24 protein-coding genes are annotated in these 20,339 nt (G+C 54.8%); 13 read left to right on the forward strand and 11 right to left on the reverse strand.

What is annotated here, in order from left to right:
* The first annotated feature begins 83 nt into the window (after positions 1–83).
* From MVC73_RS03075 to MVC73_RS03090, 4 genes are read left to right on the forward strand one after another with little or no spacing between them, the layout of a single operon-like run.
* On the forward strand, positions 84–680 hold the full coding sequence (locus tag MVC73_RS03075) for an exosome complex RNA-binding protein Csl4 (protein WP_297506738.1): 597 nt from the start codon (positions 84–86) through the stop codon (positions 678–680).
* Positions 677–1,306 (forward strand): DUF2067 family protein, encoded by a 630-nt coding sequence (locus tag MVC73_RS03080; RefSeq protein ID WP_297506741.1) that lies wholly within the window; start codon positions 677–679, stop codon positions 1,304–1,306. Before MVC73_RS03075 ends, MVC73_RS03080 begins: the two co-directional genes overlap by 4 nt.
* A complete protein-coding gene (locus MVC73_RS03085) occupies positions 1,296–1,583 on the forward strand; it encodes a DNA-directed RNA polymerase subunit L (RefSeq protein ID WP_297506743.1) in 288 nt (95 codons plus the stop codon). Before MVC73_RS03080 ends, MVC73_RS03085 begins: the two co-directional genes overlap by 11 nt.
* 5 nt (positions 1,584–1,588) lie before the next feature.
* Entirely contained in the window at positions 1,589–1,993 is a 405-nt protein-coding gene (locus MVC73_RS03090) for a ribonuclease III family protein (RefSeq protein ID WP_297506745.1), read from the forward strand.
* Here the strand turns inward: MVC73_RS03090 and MVC73_RS03095 are convergent.
* Complete coding sequence (locus MVC73_RS03095) at positions 1,980–2,786, reverse strand: sugar phosphate isomerase/epimerase (RefSeq protein WP_297506747.1); 807 nt, start codon at positions 2,784–2,786, stop codon at positions 1,980–1,982. The two genes, MVC73_RS03090 and MVC73_RS03095, sit on opposite strands and share 14 nt — an antisense overlap.
* Positions 2,787–2,878: 92 nt before the next feature.
* Here MVC73_RS03095 and sppA point away from each other — a divergent pair, with 92 nt between their 5' ends.
* From sppA to MVC73_RS03110, 3 genes are read left to right on the forward strand one after another with little or no spacing between them, the layout of a single operon-like run.
* On the forward strand, positions 2,879–3,865 hold the full coding sequence (gene sppA / locus MVC73_RS03100) for a signal peptide peptidase SppA (protein ID WP_297506749.1): 987 nt from the start codon (positions 2,879–2,881) through the stop codon (positions 3,863–3,865).
* Between the two features lie 4 nt (positions 3,866–3,869).
* On the forward strand, positions 3,870–4,349 hold the full coding sequence (locus tag MVC73_RS03105; RefSeq protein WP_297506751.1) for a PH1570 family protein: 480 nt from the start codon (positions 3,870–3,872) through the stop codon (positions 4,347–4,349).
* On the forward strand, positions 4,339–5,340 hold the full coding sequence (locus MVC73_RS03110) for an AI-2E family transporter (protein ID WP_297506753.1): 1,002 nt from the start codon (positions 4,339–4,341) through the stop codon (positions 5,338–5,340). Before MVC73_RS03105 ends, MVC73_RS03110 begins: the two co-directional genes overlap by 11 nt.
* On the opposite strand, the gene folP is transcribed toward MVC73_RS03110, so the two are convergent.
* Positions 5,318–6,136, reverse strand: a complete 819-nt coding sequence (folP, locus tag MVC73_RS03115; RefSeq protein ID WP_297506755.1) for a dihydropteroate synthase — start codon at positions 6,134–6,136, stop codon at positions 5,318–5,320. The genes MVC73_RS03110 and folP overlap by 23 nt on opposite strands.
* Before the next feature lie 67 nt (positions 6,137–6,203).
* Between folP and MVC73_RS03120 the strand changes: the two genes are divergently transcribed.
* The 3 genes from MVC73_RS03120 to MVC73_RS03130 all read left to right on the forward strand — a co-directional run bounded on the left by MVC73_RS03120 (position 6,204) and on the right by MVC73_RS03130 (position 8,666).
* Positions 6,204–7,172 (forward strand): beta-ribofuranosylaminobenzene 5'-phosphate synthase family protein, encoded by a 969-nt coding sequence (locus MVC73_RS03120; RefSeq protein ID WP_297506757.1) that lies wholly within the window; start codon positions 6,204–6,206, stop codon positions 7,170–7,172.
* Entirely contained in the window at positions 7,169–7,960 is a 792-nt protein-coding gene (locus MVC73_RS03125) for an N-glycosylase/DNA lyase (RefSeq protein ID WP_297506759.1), read from the forward strand. The genes MVC73_RS03120 and MVC73_RS03125 overlap by 4 nt, the downstream gene beginning before the upstream one ends.
* Positions 7,961–8,066: 106 nt before the next feature.
* Positions 8,067–8,666, forward strand: coding sequence for a hypothetical protein (locus MVC73_RS03130; protein ID WP_297506761.1), 600 nt, complete (start codon positions 8,067–8,069; stop codon positions 8,664–8,666).
* Here MVC73_RS03130 and MVC73_RS03135 read toward each other — a convergent pair.
* Positions 8,656–9,918: a UbiD family decarboxylase gene (locus MVC73_RS03135; RefSeq protein ID WP_297506763.1), complete on the reverse strand. Its 1,263-nt coding sequence runs from the start codon at positions 9,916–9,918 to the stop codon at positions 8,656–8,658. The genes MVC73_RS03130 and MVC73_RS03135 overlap by 11 nt on opposite strands.
* Before the next feature lie 73 nt (positions 9,919–9,991).
* On the opposite strand from MVC73_RS03135, the gene MVC73_RS03140 reads away from it, so the two are divergent.
* Positions 9,992–11,386, forward strand: a complete 1,395-nt coding sequence (locus MVC73_RS03140) for a DEAD/DEAH box helicase (protein ID WP_297506900.1) — start codon at positions 9,992–9,994, stop codon at positions 11,384–11,386.
* On the opposite strand, the gene truA is transcribed toward MVC73_RS03140, so the two are convergent.
* The 7 genes from truA to tdh all read right to left on the reverse strand — a co-directional run bounded on the left by truA (position 11,333) and on the right by tdh (position 17,537).
* Positions 11,333–12,136: a tRNA pseudouridine(38-40) synthase TruA gene (gene truA, locus MVC73_RS03145; protein WP_297506765.1), complete on the reverse strand. Its 804-nt coding sequence runs from the start codon at positions 12,134–12,136 to the stop codon at positions 11,333–11,335. The genes MVC73_RS03140 and truA overlap by 54 nt on opposite strands.
* 239 nt (positions 12,137–12,375) lie before the next feature.
* Complete coding sequence (gene pheT / locus MVC73_RS03150) at positions 12,376–14,082, reverse strand: phenylalanine--tRNA ligase subunit beta (protein WP_297506767.1); 1,707 nt, start codon at positions 14,080–14,082, stop codon at positions 12,376–12,378.
* Between the two features lie 5 nt (positions 14,083–14,087).
* A complete protein-coding gene (locus MVC73_RS03155) occupies positions 14,088–14,309 on the reverse strand; it encodes a DUF2283 domain-containing protein (protein ID WP_297506769.1) in 222 nt (73 codons plus the stop codon).
* Between the two features lie 6 nt (positions 14,310–14,315).
* Complete coding sequence (locus tag MVC73_RS03160) at positions 14,316–15,818, reverse strand: phenylalanine--tRNA ligase subunit alpha (RefSeq protein ID WP_297506771.1); 1,503 nt, start codon at positions 15,816–15,818, stop codon at positions 14,316–14,318.
* A gap of 118 nt (positions 15,819–15,936) precedes the next feature.
* Positions 15,937–16,185, reverse strand: coding sequence for a type II toxin-antitoxin system RelE/ParE family toxin (locus tag MVC73_RS03165; protein WP_297506774.1), 249 nt, complete (start codon positions 16,183–16,185; stop codon positions 15,937–15,939).
* 45 nt (positions 16,186–16,230) lie between these two features.
* Positions 16,231–16,416, reverse strand: coding sequence for a hypothetical protein (locus tag MVC73_RS03170; RefSeq protein WP_297506776.1), 186 nt, complete (start codon positions 16,414–16,416; stop codon positions 16,231–16,233).
* Positions 16,417–16,484: 68 nt separating this feature from the next.
* The gene (gene tdh, locus MVC73_RS03175) at positions 16,485–17,537 is read right to left on the reverse strand and encodes an L-threonine 3-dehydrogenase (RefSeq protein ID WP_297506777.1); all 1,053 of its coding nucleotides are present in this window, start codon (positions 17,535–17,537) and stop codon (positions 16,485–16,487) included.
* 182 nt (positions 17,538–17,719) lie between these two features.
* Between tdh and MVC73_RS03180 the strand changes: the two genes are divergently transcribed.
* Both MVC73_RS03180 and hmgA read left to right on the forward strand, forming a co-directional pair.
* Positions 17,720–18,463 (forward strand): MinD/ParA family protein, encoded by a 744-nt coding sequence (locus MVC73_RS03180; protein WP_297506779.1) that lies wholly within the window; start codon positions 17,720–17,722, stop codon positions 18,461–18,463.
* Positions 18,464–18,478: 15 nt separating this feature from the next.
* The gene (gene hmgA, locus MVC73_RS03185; RefSeq protein WP_297506781.1) at positions 18,479–19,705 is read left to right on the forward strand and encodes a hydroxymethylglutaryl-CoA reductase (NADPH); all 1,227 of its coding nucleotides are present in this window, start codon (positions 18,479–18,481) and stop codon (positions 19,703–19,705) included.
* Here the strand turns inward: hmgA and MVC73_RS03190 are convergent.
* A complete protein-coding gene (locus tag MVC73_RS03190) occupies positions 19,702–20,316 on the reverse strand; it encodes a hypothetical protein (RefSeq protein ID WP_297506783.1) in 615 nt (204 codons plus the stop codon). The genes hmgA and MVC73_RS03190 overlap by 4 nt on opposite strands.
* Positions 20,317–20,339: the final 23 nt, after the last annotated feature.

A 20,339-nucleotide genomic window follows, 5' to 3' on the forward strand; every position in this document is an offset into this window, starting at 1 on the left:
TGAATTACTAAAACTTTTCTCCCGCCCCTTATAAAACTAAAGGCTTAAAAAATCCGGGCCGGAACTTTCACGGAGGTGTGGGAATGGAGGATAAGAGGAGTGCCAAAGACGGCCAGCTCGTGCTCCCCGGTGATTACCTAGGCGTTATCGAGGAGTTTCTTCCGGGGGAGGGTGTCAGAGAGGAGAACGGCGAGCTCTACGCCACGAGGGCGGGTAAAGTCAGGATCAACAGGGAGAGGATGGAAATAAGCGTCGAGCCCGTGACTGATACACCCCCTCTGCCAAAGGTAGGGGACGTCGTCCTCGCGAGGGTCATAGAGGTCAAGCCCCAGGCCGTTATAGTACAGCTTCTGGCCATAGAGGGCAGGGAAAACGACAGGGAGATAGCGACGTCAAAGCTCGCTGGAATCCATATCTCCCAGGTCAAGGAGGGCTTCGTTGAAGACCTGAGCAAGGAGTTCAAGATAGGGGACGTCGTAAGGGCTAGGGTGATAGCCAACGAGAAGAGCCCCATACAGCTCTCCACGAGGGAACCCGAGATGGGGGTCGTCTACGCCCTCTGCTCCCGTTGCAGGACTCCTCTAATAAGGCGCGGGGACAAGCTCATCTGCCCGCGCTGCGGCAACGTCGAGACGAGGAAGCTCTCCCCGCTCTACAGAAAGATAAAGGTGTCTCTATGAGGGCCAAGAGGGTAATCACAATCCACGTCAGGGACGACAGGGAGAAGGAGGAGTTCATGAAGGAGCTCCAGAGGCTCCGTCTGCCGGCCTTTATCTACGTCCACGGGAAGCTGGATTCCCTCAAGATAAACGTCCAGGGGACGAAGGACGAGATAAAGGAGGCTATCAGCAAGATAAGGGAGATTCAGAACAGGGTGAGGGCCAAGCTCTATCCGGACAGGAGGGGGCTTTACCACTACTCCGTTGACGACCTCCTGAGGGAGGCCGGAACGAGCGTCTCAACGCCCATACTCCTGAAGGCTCTCCAGCTTCTCGGCGAGAGGGCCGAGCTCAGGGACGGTGAGCTGATAACCTCCATGCCTTGGGAGGAGGCAGTTGAGTTCGTCTCCCAGCTCGGCGAGGCGCTCTCGGAGATAGCCCTCCAGACGACGAGGCAGATAAGGGAGGTTGTCGTCCCGGTTTCAGTTGCCTTCGGCATATCGCCCAAGGAGGTCATCGAGACCCTTGTCGAGTTGGGTCTGGCCGAGTGGAAGGAGGATAAGTTTAAATACGAACTGGTCAAGAACAAGGAGCAGGCCCTGGAGGAGCTACTCAAGGCTTTAAAAGGTGATGCTGATGAAGATTGAGATCATCAGGCGGGAAAAGAACCTGCTGGAGTTCTACATTGAGGGGGAAGACCACACCTTCGCGAACCTTCTCAAGGAGTACCTTGAGGAGAACAGGCACGTTACCTTTGCCGGTTACACCATAGAGCATCCCATCCTAATGGCAAGGAAACCGCGCTTTAAGGTTGTCACCGACGGCAAGGTCACCCCGGAGAAGGCCCTTGAAGAGGCCGCGGAGAAGATATTTGACCGGGCCAGAGAGACCCTTGAGGCCTGGAAGAAGGCCCTTGAAGGGTGAATCCCTTGGTCTCTTTTTCCTATCCGAGAAAATTCACCGACAGGGGACTTGCAAAGTTCGGTGATTCCCTCCTCAACTTCGTCTTTTCCCTAGCCCTGAGCGAATACCTCGGGAGGCCAACAGGGGAGAGGGTTCCAAACGCATCCCTCAGCATGGCCCTTGAGATGTCAGGCCTTAGAAAGCTCGCGCCACCGAGAAGCGACAAGCATGCCAGAGGAGACGTTGCCGAGGCGATTTTTGCCTATGCCTGGCTTGAAGGCCTGATAACGATTGAGGAAGCCGTTGAGATAATCCGCGAGAGCCTGAGCGAGGACGTTACCCACTTCACGAGAAAGAAAGAGGCGATAGGTAAAGCCCTTGCGGTTCTCTACGGGGAAATAGGGAAGAGACTCGGGCTCAAAGGCTCGTGAGCAACTCTATCAATCCCTGCTTGTTGGGTATCTTGGCGAATTTCTCGGGGTCCTTAACCTTCAGGAGGAGAGGGACGTCGCCGAAGAGCCTGAGAACCTTTCCGAAGGGTATGCTCCCTTCGCCGGGCAGGAGGTGGAGGTCGCCGACGCCGTAAGCCAAAGCGTCCTCTGGCTCAACCTGCGGGAAGAGCTTTCCGAAGTTGTCGTGAATCATGAGTATGACTGTCTTCTCGGTTCCGAGTTTGACGTCCTCAAGGAGCTTCTCGTCGTTGCCCTGTGCGCTCAGGAAGGCGTGGGCAACGTCAAGGGCGAAGCCAACGTTTTCCCTGTCAACGTTGTCAACGACGTAGAGCGTGTCCTTAACGCTGAAGGTGTTCTCAAGGGCTATCTTTATGCCGAAGGGCCCGACCATGTCGGCTAGCTGCTGTATCGCCTCAATCTCAAGGTCAAGCCTCCCTGTTTTTCCGCTCTGCATGACGATTACCTTTGCCCCGAGCTTTATCGCAACGTCCGCAACCGCCTTCGCAACTCGGAAGTGCCTGCTGTAGTAGATGTGGTCGCGAAGGTTCACCGATATCGGCATTCTGACGATGTAGTCTATGCCAACGCCCTTCAGCGTGGTTTCAACGGACCTTAGCTTCCTTTCGACGACGGCACCGTTCTTTATCAGGCCTAGGGCGTGGGGGAATATTGAGACGAAGTCGTAGTTCTTTATCTTCACGTCCGCGAGGATTGAGGCCAGGCTCTTGTCCTTCGTGATGAAGTGCGGGTATATCGTAACCCCTATCTCCATACCATCACCTTGAAGGGAGTTGCCCCGGGGATATAAAAGCTTAGCGAGGGCAGAGTTTAAAAGCTCCACGTGGAAATCCCGGCGGTGAGAGAATGAGGGAGAACCTCTGGAAGTACGTCTCGGCAGTCCTCGCGCTCCTTCTTGCGCTTTCTACAGTGGCGATAGCAATCATCTATCACTCGGCATCGCCCTACATCGTTCCGGCGAACGCCACGGTGAAGCCAGTTGAGGAGAACACCCTTAACGTCAGCCTCAGGTGCAACGCCACCTTTCAGGAGAGGGAACTCGAAGACCAGATAAGCTTCCTCCGTTCCCTCATAAACCGGACAGGAAACGGCACCATAGCCATCGTCCCGCTCTTCGGAATCATAGATGAGTACACTGCCCTCCAGGTCGTGCCACTCCTCAGGGAGCTCGCCTCGAACTCCTCCGTTGGCGGGGTTCTGCTGTGGATTGAGAGCCCGGGCGGGAGCGTCGGGCCGGTGATGGAGATATATTCTGAGGTCAGGAAGCTTTCGCTGGTAAAACCGGTTGTCGCGTACTCCGGGGGAATAATGGCCTCGGGTGGCTACTACGTGGCTGTCGGTGCCGATAAGATAATAGCGGACCCCCTTGCGGAGGTCGGGAGCATAGGGGTCATCTACGTCCACTATAACTTAGAGAAGAACTACGAGATGAACGGCATAAAGGTTGAGGTCTTCAAGACGGGCCCCTACAAGGACATGGGCGCTGAGTGGCGCGGACTAACCGAGGAAGAGAAGGAGATGATATCGGGCATGGTGAACACCTACTTCCAAGCCTTCCTTAAGGCCGTCTCCGGGGGCAGGGGGATGAACATGAGCGCCGTCAAGGACTTCGCAACGGGAAGGACGTGGTTCGCGGAGAACGTCACAGGAACCCTCGTGGACGAGACGGGTGGAATAGACACCGCCATATCGGTCCTTGAGGGTCTTATGAACGTGACGGGCGCCAAAGTTGTTATATACAAGAACCTCCAAAGCCCCTCTGGGTTCACCGTATACGGTAGCCGGGCCCTCTACCTCGACCCGCGCTACGTGGGGCCGTACATAGGGGGGTGAGAGCGTGCTCTGCGAGGAGAAGCTTGAGGTGTTTGAGAACGGCTTTGAGGACGGTAAATTCAAGGTTCGCGTGGAGTTCTACGGGAAAGATGCCAGGAAGCTTCTCCTCGCCATCATAAGGGAGCTCTACCTTCCCGACTATGGGGAGGACTACGTCTATCCCTTCGAGTGCGCCAAGGAGCTCTGGGGGATTCCCCTTGAGGGGAAGGAAATTCTCCCCGGCGATGTTGAGCCGAGCCCGGTTAAGTTCGTCAACAGGAGCATTATCGAGAGGCTCAAAAAGACCCTCTCGGCCGTGGATGCCCCTGAAGGGGTTAAGGAGAGGATAGACCTTGAGAAGGCCCGCATAGGGAAGGTCGGGAAGAGATTGATAGCCATCGGAAGGGACTTCTTCCTCGATGAAGCCGGCTACCTCATAACATTCACCAAGCCCTCGATGGCCGGGCTCATACTCAAATACCTGGGGATGCTCGATGAAACTTGAGACAGCAGTATGGGCCGTCATTTCGCTCGTAATCCTCTACCTCACATGGGAGACCGTGAAACCCGTCATATCGCCGATAATCATAGCCGTGACCCTCGCCTACATCCTCTATCCCCTCCACGAACGCCTCTCGGATAAAGTGGGCAACCGCTGGTCGGCTTTTATCCTGACCGGGGTTCTCACGGTTATTTCATTCCTCTTCATCCTTGGCTTCGCCCTCTGGATTAACGACATCAAGCTCTCCCTTGCGGAGTACGTTGACACCTTCTTCAGCTGGCTCCTTGGAATACACCTCCCGCCGGCGACCTACGACCTCACGATGAGGATTTCTCAGGCCATAACGGAGCGCTTCAACGCCTACGTCCTCGGCTACACCTATTCCCTCCCCAAGCTCGCCCTTCAGGTCGTCGTTATGGTGTTCGCCTTCTACGGCGTCCTCGTCAACGCAATCGAGATAAAGAACGAGCTCTACTCCCTCCTCCCCCCTGCAAACAGGGAGCTGGCCCAGAAGCTCGTGGAGAGCGGTGCCAGAACGCTCCACTACATGCTGAGGGGCTGGCTCCTCGTGAGCATCGGCAAGGGGATTATGATGGCGCTGGCCTTCTACATCTACGGCATCTCCGACGCCGGTGGAGCTATAGCAGCGGGCATACTCACCGTAATCCTTGAGCTGCTTCCCCTTGTGGGGGGTTGGATGGTTTGGCTTGGGGGAGCTTTCTACCTCTACACTGTCGGTAGGCTCGGCGCCGCCTTGGCGCTCACCCTCTACGGTGCGACCCTGATTTCCCCGATGCCCGATGTTTTCCTCGTGAAGAAGCTGGGGAGAAGACAGTGGGGTGTAAACGCCTTGGTGAGCATCGTTGGTATATTCGGGGGCTACATAGCCTTTGGCTTCGTTGGGGTTATAATCGGCCCGCTTTCGCTTTCGCTCCTCCTCACCCTCGTTGATGAGTGGAAGAAGGAGAAGTCTAGGGGGAGAACCCGGCGATGAAGCGGGCCACCCTGATAGCATCCAGCGTCTCACCGACATCGTGGGTTCTCACGATGTTGGCTCCCTTTAGAACGGCAACTGCAGTCGCGGAGATGCTCCCGTAGAGCCTCTCAGACGGGTCTTTTCTCCCGGTTATCGCACCTATGAACGACTTCCTTGAGACACCGATGAGTATCGGCTTCCCGAAGAGCTTGAGGACGTTGAGGTTGGCTATTACCCTTGAGTCCCACTCATACCAAGGGGGCCACTCTGGACGGAGGAAACCTATAGCCGGGTCAACTGCGACCTCTTTAACGCCATGCTCATTTGCTATAGTCAGGCTCTCCTCTAGGAGTTCAACGACCCTCCTCACGGGGTCCGAAAAGTTCCTGACCTTCCCGTGGGCGCAGAGAACCGCCGGCGCTCCGTACTCCGAGGCCACCTTCGGCATCTCAGGGTCGCCTTTAAAGCCGGTTACGTCGTTTATTATCTCCGCCCCGGCTTTCAGGGCCTCCTCCGCAACCCTGGCGCTGGCGGTGTCTATGCTTATCGGAACGTCAACGACGTCCTTCACGACCCCGACGGCCCATACTGCCCTCCTGATTTCCTCCTCAAGCGGTATCCTTGTTTCGAGGTAGGGTGCGGTTGACTTTGCCCCTATGTCTATGAACGACGCCCCCTCCTCGACCATCCTGACGGCCGTTTCGGCGAGGGCTCTCTCATCCTTCCGGACGCTCCCCTTGTAAAAGCTCTCGGGGGAGACGTTTATCACACCCATGACCGCAGGCTCCTTAAGACTGACACCCGCGAACCTCATGCCACCACCATAGGGAGTTCCGCTAAACCGTTAAAAGCCCCATCCCTCAACTTCACCGGGTGAGAGGATGATAGTCAGAACACCCAGAAGGCTCCACCTCGGGCTTATAGACCCCACCGGAAGCCTTGGGAGGCGCTTCGGAAGCCTCGGGGTTGCCCTCGAAGGGGGCTACGAGCTGAGAATTCTGCCCTACGAGAGAACCGAGATAGTTGCTGAAGGCGAGGACAGGAAAACCATAGCAGAGGTCCTGCGCAAAATGAACTCCGCCTTTGATACTGGGATGAACTACTACGTTGAGGTCAGGAAGGCCATACCGAGACACGTCGGCCTTGGCTCGACGACCCAGCTCAGCCTGGCGGTTGGGACTGGTGTGGCGAGGATGAATGGCCTCAGGGTTTCCCTCACGGACATCGCCCGGGCCCTTGGGAGAGGTAAAAACAGCGGGGCGGGCATATACTCCTTCGCCCACGGGGGCTTCGTCCTCGACGGCGGAGTTAAGGACGGGATTCCTCCCCTTATCCTGAGGGAAGAGGTTCCCCCTGACTGGGCCTTTCTCCTCGTTATCCCGGAGGTCAAACCCGGGCCCGATGAAGAGGAGGAAAAACCCGTTATGGATTCAGCCTTCGGGAGCGTTGAAGTGGCCAGAGAAATAAGCCACCGCATCCTCCTAGGGCTCTTGCCTGCACTAAAGGAGGGCAACATCAGGGCCTTTGGGGAGCACCTTTCGGCTGTACAGAGGCTCGTCGGGATGCACTTTAAGGATTTCCAGGGAGGAGAGTTCAGGGAGGACGTGAGGCTCATCCTGGACTTCCTCCAGAGGAAGACCTACGGTGCCGGCCAGAGCAGCTGGGGGCCGACAGTCTACGGCCTCATCCTGAAGTCCGAGTTCCAGAGGCTTTCCCTTGAGCTCCACGAGTATCTGAAGGAACTTGGGCTGAGGGCGAAGGTCGAGCTCGGCCTTCCGAGGAACAGCGGTGCTGAAATAGTTGAGGAGAACGCCTTCATCCAGAAAATACTGAGGAGCGTGGCGGGATGACCCTTGAGAGGTTCGTGAAGGTGAAATACAGAGAGGATAAGGAGAGGGTCTCCAGGCTGGTTGAGATACTGAGGGAGCTCGGTCTTGAGTGTGCTAGGACGATTGAGGAGAGGGTTGACCTGCAGTTCGAGGCGCTCGCCCGCCTTAGGGAGAACCTGAAAAACGACGAACTCTTTATGAAGCTCGTCATTGCAAACGCGCTCGTTAGCTACCAGCTGACCGGTAAGGGCGAGGACTGGTGGTGGGAGTTCTCAAGGCATTTCTCATCCGAACCCCGGATAGAGGGAATCGCCGAGGCCTACGCCCGGTTTCTTCCCTCTTCGAGAACCAACAGGAGGCTCGTAGCGGGGAAGCTGAGGCGCCTCGAAAGGCTTGAGCCCTTCCTCAACTCCCTGGGGATGGACGACCTCAGGCGGTTCTACTTCGAGGACATGGTGGGGCTGAGGGATGAACTCGCCTCGGTTCTCGGCTCAAAGAAGAGCGCCAAAACGATAGTCTTCGCAGTTAAGATGTTCGGATACGCCGGCAGGATAGCCTTCGGGGAGTTCGTTCCCTATCCGATGGAGATAGACATCCCCGATGACGTCAGGATAAACGCCTATACGAGGCGCTTCACCAGCGAGCCGCCTGTGGGCTTCTGGAGGAGGATAGCCCTCGAAACGGGCATTCCACCCCTGCACATCGACTCAATCCTCTGGCCGGTTCTCGGCGGTAAGGGGGAAGTCCTTGAGAGGTTAAGGAAGAACTGCAAAAAGGCCGACCTCGTCCTTGAGCTCGTGGAAATCTAAGAGCAGGGTTTATCGGCTAGTTGACCTCAAGATTGTTAGGTATTTTGTTTAACTTCTCAATTTTGTTTAACAAACTTTTTAAGTTCAACTCTCGAAGATACTACAGGTGTTTTGGTGGATGCTACTTCCAATGCACATCTTCCTCGCCTACTTCGTGGGACTCTGGAGGGGATGGAACAAAAAGCTCATCGGTCTGTTCGTAATTGCAAACTCGGCACCGGATTACAGCTTCATTCAGATGCTACTCATGGAGGGGGACTTTACCAGGACTTTCTTCAATCATGGCTTCGTCTCGTTTCTCTACATGATACCCCTCGGCCCGCTGGGAATCATCGGGAATGGGTTTCATCTCCTCACTGACTTGCTTACTGGTGGAATACCCTTCTTCCCTGACGGTGTCTGGTATGGTTTCCCCAGAACGGGATGGCACCTGTGGGGCAAGTTCATACTCGTCCCCTGGGAGATACCAATACTCATCGCCGGCCTTTACGCGACCTACAAGCTGGGAAAAGAGAGGGTGACCTACTCACTCTTGGCGTTCCTGCTTGGCTACGTTGTCTTTATAGCTCTGAGTCCGCTCTACCTTGTTGATCCCTATCTCTCCACGGCCTTGGGTTTTCTTGTCCTGTGGTATCTCTACGAGAGGGTTGGGCTACTCGATGTACTTGAAACAAAGGTTAGAGTAGGCGGAACGGCTAAACCCTAGCCCTCTCGAAGTCCCTCTTTCTTTCGAGCGGTTTGGTTGCGTCAATCCCCCACTTGGTCGTTAAGCTTTTCTCAGCCGAGGGGTCGAGGGAGCTACCCCTGGCTTTGGGCACTATGACGAGGTCTCTGTCCGCCTGAAAGCGAGTTGCTATAGCCCACTCCACTTCGCGGTCGTCATATATGTTGATGTCTTCGTCAACCACAACAACGTGCTTTAAACTGGGATGGCCCGCAAAGGCAGCTAAGATTGCGTTTTTGCCATCTCCATCGTGCTGTTTGGTTATCGAAACCACCGCGTGGAGCCACATGGCCCCTCCCTCGGTTAGCCTTACCCCGTGGACTTTGGGGACGACGCGCTTGACGCTCGCGTATATCTGGGGCTCCTTGGGAAGGCCCATGAGCATGAAGTGCTCGTAGCCCCCGGGGAGGAGGGCGTGGAAGATTGGCTCATCGACGTGGTACATCCTCTCAAAGACCACCAAGGGCTGTTTTCTCACATGGTCGTAAGTGCCGGTTATGTCTACGAAGGGACCCTCGTCAACGAGCTCGGGCGTTATCTTCGCCTCGAAGACGAACTCGCTCTCCACTGGGACGGGAATGCCTCCAAGATTGACCACCTCAAGGGGCCTTCCAAAGGCCTTCTCGCTCATCCTGCTGGCTATCTCAAGCTCGCTGATTCCATAGGCGACGCTCGTTGCTCCAGCCAAGAGGAGATGAACGGGGTTGCCAACGACGATTCTCACGTCGAGCTCTTCTTCCCTTTCAGCTTTCTCCTTCCACATCGCGTAGAGGTGCCTCGGCACGAGCCTTATCGCCCCGGTCTTCTCGTCGCGAACCATTATCCTGTGGAAGGAGACGTTCACGAAATCCTTATCCTTGGCTATCACCATTGCCGAGGTGAAGTACTGGCCACCGCAGTTCGGATAGTATTTCGGGACGGGCAGTTCCCTGAGCGAAAAGTCCTCCGTCGAGTTCTTAAGGAATGGGGCCTTTTCAACGGTTCTATACGGAGAAGGGTTTTCCATCGCGTCGCTTATGAAGTGGAGTAGCTCATCCCGGCTGAGTCCGAGGTATGTGGCTATCCTCTCGCGGGTGCTCCAGATATTGCCAGCAACCTGCCAGCCCTCAACGTCCTTGAAGAGAACCGGCCTGTCCCTGTACTTCAGGAGGTAGCGCGTGACCTCAAGTTCCTTTTTCACGGGCCCCTCGATTACAACGACATCTTCAAACCCCTCGAGTATTTCCCTCAGCATGTCACCACCTCTGGGGGTTCTTCCAAAAGGTCTATAAAGCCTTTTTCTAGACCCGATTTGATTGGCTATGCCCATGGTGACCCTCAGGATACCCGACGGCTCCGCACTGGTCAAAATTGAGAAGGCAGAGCCCAAGGTCTACTTCCTCGTCTACGACTTGCTCACCTACAAGAAGGACTACGGGAAGTGGGAGAAGCCAGAGAGCCTCTACGATCCCTACGAGAAGACCTTTCCGGTGGGCCTCCTGCCCAGGGTGAAGAAGTTCCTCAACAGCAAAGGCTACCGTGTTAGGGTCATAGACGAGAGAAAAGTGAGGGGAGCAAAGCTGAACTCCACGTGGAACGAGAACTTCGTCCTCCGCCGTTATCAGGAGAGGGCCGTTAAGAAGGCCCTGAAAGCGAGAATGGGTGTTCTGGCCCTTCCCGTGGGGAGCGGAAAGACCGTTGTGGGCCTGAGGATAATACACGAGCTGGATCTCTCCGCTCTAATCGTAGTCCACACCAAGGAGCTCCTCTATCAGTGGGCCGAACGAGTCGAGGAGATACTCGGCGTGAAAGCTGGCATCGTCGGGGACAACCGCTGGGAGGAGGAAAATGTTACTGTGGCCATGATTCAGACCCTCCTGTCGAGGGGAGCGGACAAGCTCCAGAGGGACTACGCGATTGTCATGTTCGATGAGTGCCACAGAACTTCCGCCGCTGAAAAGTTCTACAAGCTTGGGTTAAGCCTTCCGCAGGTTTACCGCTTCGGGCTCTCGGCGACCCCGTGGAGGAGGATACGTGGGGAAGAGCTCAAGATAGAGGCCGTTGTCGGGCCGATAATCTACGAGGTTAAGGCCGAGGACCTCATCAGGGAGAGCTTTTTGGCAAGACCCCGCTTTGAGGTCATAAAGTACGAGTCATCGATGCCCTCGTTCAGCGAGCGTTACAAGGAGCTCTACGAGGACATGATAATGAACAACGACGAGAGGAACAGGGCTATTGTGGAGAAGGCCGTTGAGCTGGCCAGAAAGGGGCACAGGGTTCTAATAGACGTGAAGCGCATCGAGCACGGCAAGATACTCAAGGAGATGCTGGAGAAGAGGGGAGTAAAGGCCGAGTTCCTCAGCTCCAAGAGCCCCAACAGGAGAGAGATACTGGAGGCCTACAAGAGGGGCGAGATTCCCGTCCTGATCTCGACGCTCCTCAAGGAGGGGGTTGACATACCCGAGATATCGGCGATAATCCTGGCCGGAGGGGGCAAGAGCGACATAATGACGATACAGACCATAGGCCGTGCCCTCAGACCGAAGAAGGGCATGAAGGCGGTCATAGTTGACGTTGAGGACGATGACCCGTTGCTCTTCACGCACTTCCTTGAGAGGCAGAAGGCGCTGAAGCAGTACTACGGAAAGTTCTACGACAGGGAGATGGAGCTACAGCTCGAAAAGAGCATCTCCAAAAAGCGCCGCTCTCGTAAGGGCTCGTGAATAGCGCTCGAAAATATCCCTTCTTGCTTTTCTAAGGCCCTTCTCGTCGGTCCGGAACTCTATTCCCGGGTATTCTATCCTCCAGAGCACAAGGCCCTCCGCCTGTGCCGGGGGAACTTTCTTTCTGTAACTCCCCCCGAGCATCTCCCTTATCTCCTCTTCCCCGAGCAGACCGAGGGCACAGAGTCTCAGGGCGTTTACAATCCTCCGGGCCATCTCCCACAGGAAGCTCTTCCCTTCGAGCTCAACTATCAAATAGCCCTGTCTCGGGATAATTTCGATCCGTTTTAGCTCCCTCACCGGTTCCCTCCCCGGTTCGAGCCTTGCGAAGGCCGAGAAGTCATGCCTCCCTACGAAGAGGCGGGAGCACCTTTTGATGGCCTCAACGTCAAAGCCCTCGTCAACGAGATAGTAGCGGTAGGTCTTCGACCTCGCCCAGAACCTCGGGTGGAAGTCCCCTGGAACTTCCGCGACGCCGATGACCCAGACGTCGCTCAGGTGGTGGTTCAGAACCTCCGGTCTGACCAGATCAGGTCTTTTGGAGGGTATGAAGGAGACGACGTTGAACAGGGCCGAAACTCCCCTGTCTGTTCTGGAGGCACCTTTAAACTCCGCTTTTTCGGGGTCTTCTATAACCCCCAGCTTTTTCAGGGCCCTGATTATCTCCCCCTCAACGGTTCTCACGTCGGGCTGTCTCTGGAAGCCGTAGAAGGCCGTTCCATCGTAGGCAACTCTCAGGGCGAGCTTCATGGACTGGACTTCGGGGCCCGGTATAAATGGGTTTCCCTGCCATTCTGTCAGTTTTCTTTACATACATAAAGCACAATCTCGGACAATATCCCAAACTTAAGGAGAAAGGGAAATAAAGGCCCTCTCCAACGGCTTAGGGAGGTGGAAGCATGGAGGAGGCCTTTGATATCGAAGTGTTGCTCAGCGTTGCCAACTTCGAGCTGATGTATACGATAGTAAAGAAAAGCCTGGAGGAGGGCTCATAGGTAGGGCTCGGTGTAGAGGGGCCTCAGGAAGAGCTCAAAGGTAGCGACGGGCATTTCTAGGCCCCAGTTCTCAAGAACTGTCGGGTGAACCTCCCCGATAACCCCTATCGCCTTCCCCCCAACGACTATTTTTCCAGCCCTGCCGGGAATGAAGCTCGGGTGTTCGATCTCTTCAAGCCCGTACTCAAAGCCGAGGTGCCTCATTACCGAGTCAAGTATTTCCTTGGCCTCGGTGAAGGTAACGCGCGGATGCGCCAAGGCCACCGCTAATTTGCTCTCGCTCACCGTTTTTGTTTCTCTGCTCTCATCTATCAGCGTCGCCTTCCCGACCTCAAAGATTTTCTGCGGGTACTCCTCGTGGGTGTTCTGGCTCAGGAAGTCGAGCAGGCTCGGCAAAAGCCAGTTCCTCAGGGCCGACCACTTGGGGCTTATCGGGTTCTCTATCTCGACGAGCTCGGCTGGAGGATTGTTGAGGTAATCCCTGCCGTATTCGAGGTTCATCTTCGAGTACTGGGCCTCCCTGTTAGTAAGGTTGAAAGTCATGACCTCCTGCAAGCCAAAGCCCACCATGAGTTCCCTCACGGCGTCCTCGAAGTCAGTGAACTTGTCCCCCCTGCCCTGAACGGCAAGCTTTGGCTCTTCCGGCTCGATCTCGTTGTAGCCGTAGGCGATGAGGACGTCCTCTAAAACGTCCCTCGCGTGCATTATATCGTCGCGGAAGGCCGGATAAAGGAGCTTCGCCCTTCCACCTTCGAGCTCAACATCGTACATCATCCTCTCAAGGAGCTCCTTTATTTCCCCGTCGCTCAGCTCAAGGCCGGCCAACTTCCTTACGTAGTCCAGCTCGACCTCAAAGGGCTTTGGCGTCAGGTCTGGTGTTTCAATTTCAAAATCGGGATAGACAACCTTCACACTCCTGATTTTTCCACCGCGTTCAGCTAAAGCAGTAACAACGACGTTCAAGGCCAGCATGATCTTTCTCAAGTCCCACCCGGTCACGTCAACGAAGACGTTCTTGGTTTCGGTCGTTACCCTTCCTGTTATCTCGGAGTTGATTATCGGGGGCATGGAGAGGACTTTGCCCTCGCTGTCAATGAGGAGCGGGTAGTAGGGCTTATCCTTTATCAGATGCCCGTACTCTTTCCCCTTCTCGTGCTTCTCAAGGATTTCCTCAAGCGTTAGCTCCTCGGTGAAGCCGAGGGGGACGAACTTTTCGGCCTTTTCCGCTGCCCTGTAATAGATTGGAGGCTTCACCTTGTCGAAGTCAAATATCCCAATCGCTACCTCCCTTCTGCGCCTTCCAAAGGTTAGGGCAACTTTCTCCTGGAGGTTTATCATCTGTTTTAGCGCTTCCTCATCGAGTTTTAGGCCTTCAACTATAGCGTAGACACCGTAGGGCCTTATCTCTTTCAGTTTCTCATCGACGTAAACTACAACGTTGCTCTTCTCAACTTCGTACTTCGGCAGGCCCTTCTCAATTCCTAAGGCCCACTTAATCTGCCTCGCTATTCCCTCTGCACTCCAGAGGTCGGGCCTGTTGGTGTCCTTGGAATCTGCCTTGAAGTAGATTTCGCCGTTCTCCTCCCAGACGTCGTCGAGCTCGCACTTGGCGTATAGGAAGAGATCCTCCCACTCCTCAACGGTGAAGCTCTTTCCAATGAGCCTCTCAAGGTCGGACTTCGAAACGTCGAACTTCGGCATGAGTATCACCCCTTGCTTTCAACTTTTCCTTTCGTCTTTACCCTCTCGATGAACTTCATAAACTCTGGCAGGATTAGCTCTCTCGCGCGCCATATCTCGAAGCCCACAACGTTTCCTTCCTCATCGAGGTCTATCACAACATCTCCCCTCATATCAGCATCCACCGGCTTTTTGTCGGAGACCTTGACGTAGAGGACATCAACGCCATGGCGATATTCGACTTTCACGGCCAGTCACCACACCAGCTTCGCTTCCCTGAGCCACCTCAAATCGTAGCTGAAGAGGTAGCGGATGTCGTCAATGCCGAGCTTGAACATGGCCAATCTGTCTATCCCTATTCCCCACGCTATGACCGGAGTGTCTATGCCCAAAGCCTTGGTCATCTCCTCGCGGAATATTCCGGCTCCACCGAACTCGACCCAGCCGAGCTCTGGATGGTAGGCGCTCATCTGGACGCTCGGCTCAGTGAACGGATAGTAATCGGGCAGGAACTTGACCTTCTTCGCTCCAGCAATTTCAACCGCGAAGCGCTTAAGGATTCCAAGGAGGTGCCTGAAGTTTAGGTCTTCACCAACGACGAAGCCGTCCACCTGGTTGAACTCTATGAGGTGAGTCCTGTCGAGGACGTCCGGGCGGAAGACGCGCTGAATCGTGAAGTACTTACCCGGTATTTCAACGCCTTTAGCCAGCTGTCTCCCGCTTAAGGCAGTTCCGTGAGCCCTCGGCATCAGGAGCATCGCCCTCTCCGGCGACCAGACGTAGCCCCAGCCGCGTGAGCCAGCTAGGCCTTCCTCGTGGGCCCTCTTAACCCTCTCAACGAGCTCTTCCTCCGGCAGGTAACCGCTCTTCGGGTACTTGAGCTGGTAAGTGTCTGTCCACTCGCGGGCGGGGTGATTTTGCGGCTGGAAGAGAGCGTCGAAGTTCCAGAACTGGGTCTCTATGAGGCTCTCGACGGTCATCTCGATGAAGCCCATCTCGATGAGCCTTCTCCTTATCTTGTCGAGGAAAGCTCTGTAGGGTTGCTTCTTGCCCGGATAAATCCTCCTCACCGGGGCCTTGATGTCAAACTTCCTGAACTCAACCTCGCGCCATTTTCCAGACTTTATGAGTTCGGGCGTTAGAACGGAAACTTCCCTCTTCAGCTCGATGCCCTTCCTTACCAGCTCCTCTCCAGCTGGAGTTATCTCCACGGTTCTCTCGGTTACGGTTTCCTCCTCTCCAATCTTCCTCCTCTTGAGCTCCTTGAGCGGGACGAGCTTTTCTATCTCCTTCGCGGGAAGGCTTCCCTTCTCTGCCAGAAGTTTCAGTGCCCTATCAATGGGCCTCTCCTCAGCTTTGAGCCCCTTCTCGGTAACCTCCAGAACGAGCTTTCCGTCCTCTTTCCTAACGCTCGCCCAGCCTTCTTTCCGAAGAAGGCCGACGATGGGCTTTAGTTCCTCCTCGCTGAGAACCTCCCTGAGGTCGTCGAGCGTAGCTCTGCCCTTTTCCCTCAGAACCTTCAGGGCCCTCCGCTCGGGAAGACCGATTTTAGCATATTCCTTTCCGGTCTCGGTGAGCTTGACGACCTTCTCGCTCCTCTCGTGGAGCTTGGATAAACCCTTCGCCTGAAGGCCAAGAACTGCCCTCATAACCGCTACCTGCTCAAGGCCCGTCTTCTCCACCAGCTCTTCGAATTTAGCCTTCTTGAGCTCTCCAAGTTTTATGAGCGTGAGCTTTTCTTGGTAGCTAAGCTCCATAGTGCCACCTCCCGGTGTGGGTGTGCGGGAGAACTTAAGAGAATTGCGGTAATGAGAAGACCATGAGATTCCACCGGACGCTGTTTATCTCTTGTACGTGGTCTCCCGCGGTTTCAGATCAGTTGCGATGATGATTTTTTTCATCCCAATATACGGTGTAAAAGAGCCTGTAGTCGCCAATTCTAAGGCGGTAAGTGTTGGTTTGTTCTGTTCTCTCCCCTCTTACGGGTTTTAAATCATATGGGGGCTCTGGGTAAGGATCTGTTTTCAGAGTCTCAAGGAATTCAGCCAGTTTTTGTCTGTGGGCTGGCTTGAGGTATTTCTTGGCCTTTTTGATGACGCTCTTATCCACGATGACATTATACACTCTTTTTCACCTAACTCAAAAGTTCTTGGATGGCGTCGTCAGCGTTCAGTCCTTCCGCGGGGTTATTTTTAAGGCGTTCAGCCCTTTTTTCAGTTCCTGATACTCCTGTTCTGGGATGATTTCGGCTTCCTCTTTTTCCGCTTTGAGTTTGAGGAGTTCTTGTTTTAACTCTTCGAGTTCTTTCTCTATCCTCTCAATGCGACTGATAAGTACGTGAACGCTCTCGGTCATCTTCTCACCGCTTAGCTTATTCGTACTTCCCACTAAAAAAAGGTTGCGAGGAGAGAATAGAGAAACCTTCAACCCTTGTGCGGGAAGAAGACGACCTTTCCGGTCTTGCCCGCGCGCATGAGCTCAAATGCCTCCTCGAACTCCTCAAAGCCCTTGTACTTGTGGGTGATTATCGGGTCGAGGTTGAGCTTCCCGCTCTGGATGAGGCTTGAGACGGTGTACCACGTCTCCCAGAGGTGCCTTCCGGTTATCCCATGGACTTCGAGGGCCTTGAAGATGATGAGGTTGTTGAAGTCTATCGTCACCTCCCTCGGGAAGAGGCCGAGAAGGGAAACCCTTCCACCCGGGGTTACCGCCCTGAGGCCCTGCTCAAGGGCTTTCGGTGCACCGCTGAACTCAAGGAAGACCTCAACGCCAGCTCCATCGGTTACGTCCATCACGAACTTAACGGGGTCCTCTTCGAAGGGGTTAACCACGTAGTCGGCACCTACTTTTTTGGCCAGCTTCCTCCTGAACTCACTCGGTTCGCTTACGATGACCGGATAAGCACCGCTCGCCTTTGCGACCGCTATCCCGAGGAGTCCAAGCGGGCCGGCTCCGGTTATGAGAGTGCTCCTGCCAGCTATTGGGCCGGCTAAAACGGTATCCACGGCGTTTCCAAGGGGCTCTTGCAGGGTTGCGTATTCGGGTTTCATGTCCTTCGGGTTCTTCCAGGCGTTTTTGGCCGGAACGATGGCGTAGTGGGCGAAGACACCGTCCATGTCGACGCCGAATATCTTCGTGTTCTGGCAGACGTGGTAGCGGTTGTGCCTGCAGGCGTAGCACTTGCCGCAGACGATGTGGGTTTCAACGCTTATGTAGTCGCCGACTTCCAGTGTATCAACGCCGGGACCGACCTCTACGACCTCTCCGGCAACCTCATGGCCCATTATCTGAGGTGGTTTAATCCTGCTCTGGGCCCACTCGTTCCACTCGTAGATGTGCAGGTCAGTGCCACAGATGCTCGTTGCCAGAACCTTTATAAGAACCTCGCCCGGGCCGGGCTTTGGAACGTCAACCTCGACAAGTTCAGCACCGTAAGCCGGCTTTGTCTTCATAATGGCCTGCATCTTCTCAGCCATGGGGATCATCTCCTTAACCTTACAACCGTTATCTGAACGGGAGTGATATAAACCTTTTGTGTTCATGCCGACAGGTATGGTGTTCTCTGGTCATTCCTGTCCAATCGATGCCCTATCCTTGGGCGTTTCAATCGGAAACCTTATATCCCCAATCACCAATCAAAACGGTAGAGGGGTATGAAATGGCAGTGATAGTCGTTACTGGACGGGGTGGTGCCGGTAAGACCACCACGACGGCCAACCTCAGCACGTATCTTGCCATGAGGGAGTATCGGGTTCTAGCCGTTGACGGTGATCTCTACCTCCCCAACCTCGGTTTTCACTTTGCCCTTGACACGGTCAAATACACCGTCCACACCCTTCTCAAGAACCCAGATATAGACCCCGAGTGGGCCATATACAAGCACAAGGAAACCGGAGTTTACGTAATGCCTGGCAGTACTCAGCTGCAGGACGTCCTCGGTATATCACCCAAGAGGCTCGTTGACATCTTGGAGAAGGTCAAGTACAAGTTTGGAGTGGTCTTCGTTGACTCGCCAACTGGAGTCCCCTTCGACACCCTCCCAACCTTTCAGGTTGCAAACTACCAGCTCATCGTTGTGGAAATAGAGCGCTCGCCAATCTATTCCTTCGAAACGATGGTAAAAAACGAAATCGAGAAGCTCAAGGCCCTGGGTGAAAGGTACAACCTCAACATCGGAGTAGTCCTCAACAAGGTCAGGGAGAGCGCGGACGTCGTTGATAAGATAATAGAGGCCATTGAGGAAGACCTCAACGTCCCTGTTCTCGGTTGGGTACCCTTTGATTACAATGTTCCCGAGTCGATAAACGTCGGTGTCCCAATAGTCAGGTACCTGCCGAACAGCGATGCCGCGGTTGCCTTTAGAGAGGTTGGTGAAGTTCTTGAGGAATGGATATTTGGCTGAGCCGGGGGTGTCGAAATGGAACTTGAGGAGCTCGTGGAAAAGGTAGCCAACGGTGAAATAAAGCTCCATCAGGTTGAGAAGTACACAAACGGGGACAAGCGGCTCGCCACTGAAATAAGGCGGAAGGCCCTTGAGAAAAAACTTGGAGTAAAGCTCGACAACATAGGCCACTACTCCATTGACCCGAACCAGCTCATAGGGAGAAACATCGAGAACATGATAGGCGTCGTCCAGATACCGATGGGAGTTGCAGGGCCCCTCAAGATAAACGGCGAGTACGCGAAGGGAGAATTCTACATCCCTCTTGCAACAACTGAAGGCGCTTTGGTTGCGTCCGTCAACCGCGGTTGCTCTGCCCTAACCGAGGCCGGTGGCGTCAAGACAACTCTGATAGACGACAAGATGACGAGGGCACCGCTCCTAAAGTGCCCCGATGCGAGGAGGGCGAGGGAAGTGGCCGAGTGGGTTAAGAACAACCTCGACTACCTTCAAGAGAAGGCAGTTAGCAAGGTCACGAGGCACGGAAAGCTGAGGGACGTCAAGCCCTTCATAGTCGGCAACAACCTCTACCTCCGCTTTGAGTTCGAGACCGGCGATGCAATGGGCATGAACATGGTAACCATCTCCAGCGAGGAGATAATGAAGGTCATCGAGGAGCACTTCCCCGACGTTAAGTATTTAGCACTCTCGGGCAACCTCTGCGTTGACAAGAAACCGAACGCGACCAACTTCATTCTCGGAAGGGGCAAGACTGTAATAGCCGAGGCGGTAATTCCTAGGGAGATAGTGGAGAAGAAGCTCAAGACGACTCCTGAACTGATTGCCGAGGTCAACTACCGCAAAAACCTTGTCGGCTCGGCTCAGGCTGGTTCCTACGGTTTCAACGCCCACTTCGGCAACATAGTTGGGGCGATATTTTTAGCGACGGGCCAGGATGAGGCCCAGATAACCGAAGGCTCCCACGGAATAACTCTGGCGGAGGTAACCCCCGAGGGAGACCTCTACATAAGCATCACCATGCCGAGCCTTGAGATAGGAACCGTCGGTGGCGGAACGAGGGTTCCCACGCAGAGGGAAGCTCTGAGCATTATGGGAGTTGCAGGTGGAGGAGAGCCAGCGGGAACGAACGCCAAGAAATTCGCAGAGATAGTTGCCGGTGCAGTTTTGGCAGGAGAACTCTCCCTCCTCGCGGCGATAGCTGCCAAGCACCTCGCGAAGGCTCACAAGGAGCTCGGGCGTTAGGATTTTTTGCCTATTTTCACAACCATAACGTGGACTTTTCCTTTTCTCTTCTCAAGGCTGACCCCTTTGAGCCACAGGAGGGATAAGGGGTATTCCAGGATTATGAAAATCAGCGTCGTCACGAGAACGCCGATGATGACCTGAAGAAATGGGTTGAGATCCTCTAAAACCGATGAAGTAAGTGTTCCGGAGATGAAGCTGAGAATGAAGCTTACCTCCGACTGTTTTGCGTGTCTCTTTCCAACCTTTCCCCGGCAGATATAGGAGAGCAGGGCTTTCAGACCCTCCGGCTTTTTGACCCTGAACCCTATGGTGAACTCCCTCTTGATGTCTCCGGCATCGAAGGGGCCCCTTACGATGTAAAACGTCCTGTTGAGTTCCCCCTTTAGCTCAAGAACCATGAGGTCGGTGCCCCACACGTCCCCGGCCAAGCTTGTGAGGGAGTAGCAGTCTGGGTCCACGAGCCGGGTGTAGGGGACCCCTGCCGAGCGGAGTGCCTCCTCAATCCTTCTTGAGCAGTCGGAGAGCATCTGGCAGGTCGCTCGCGCATAGTCCACGTGAAAGCCACTCCGCTTTACCCCTCTCTGGATGCTCCGGATTTCCTTTCTCATGAGGTATCCTTCGAGTTTATGTT

It is taken from the genome of Thermococcus sp. (assembly GCF_027052235.1).
GTDB lineage: Archaea > Methanobacteriota_B > Thermococci > Thermococcales > Thermococcaceae > Thermococcus.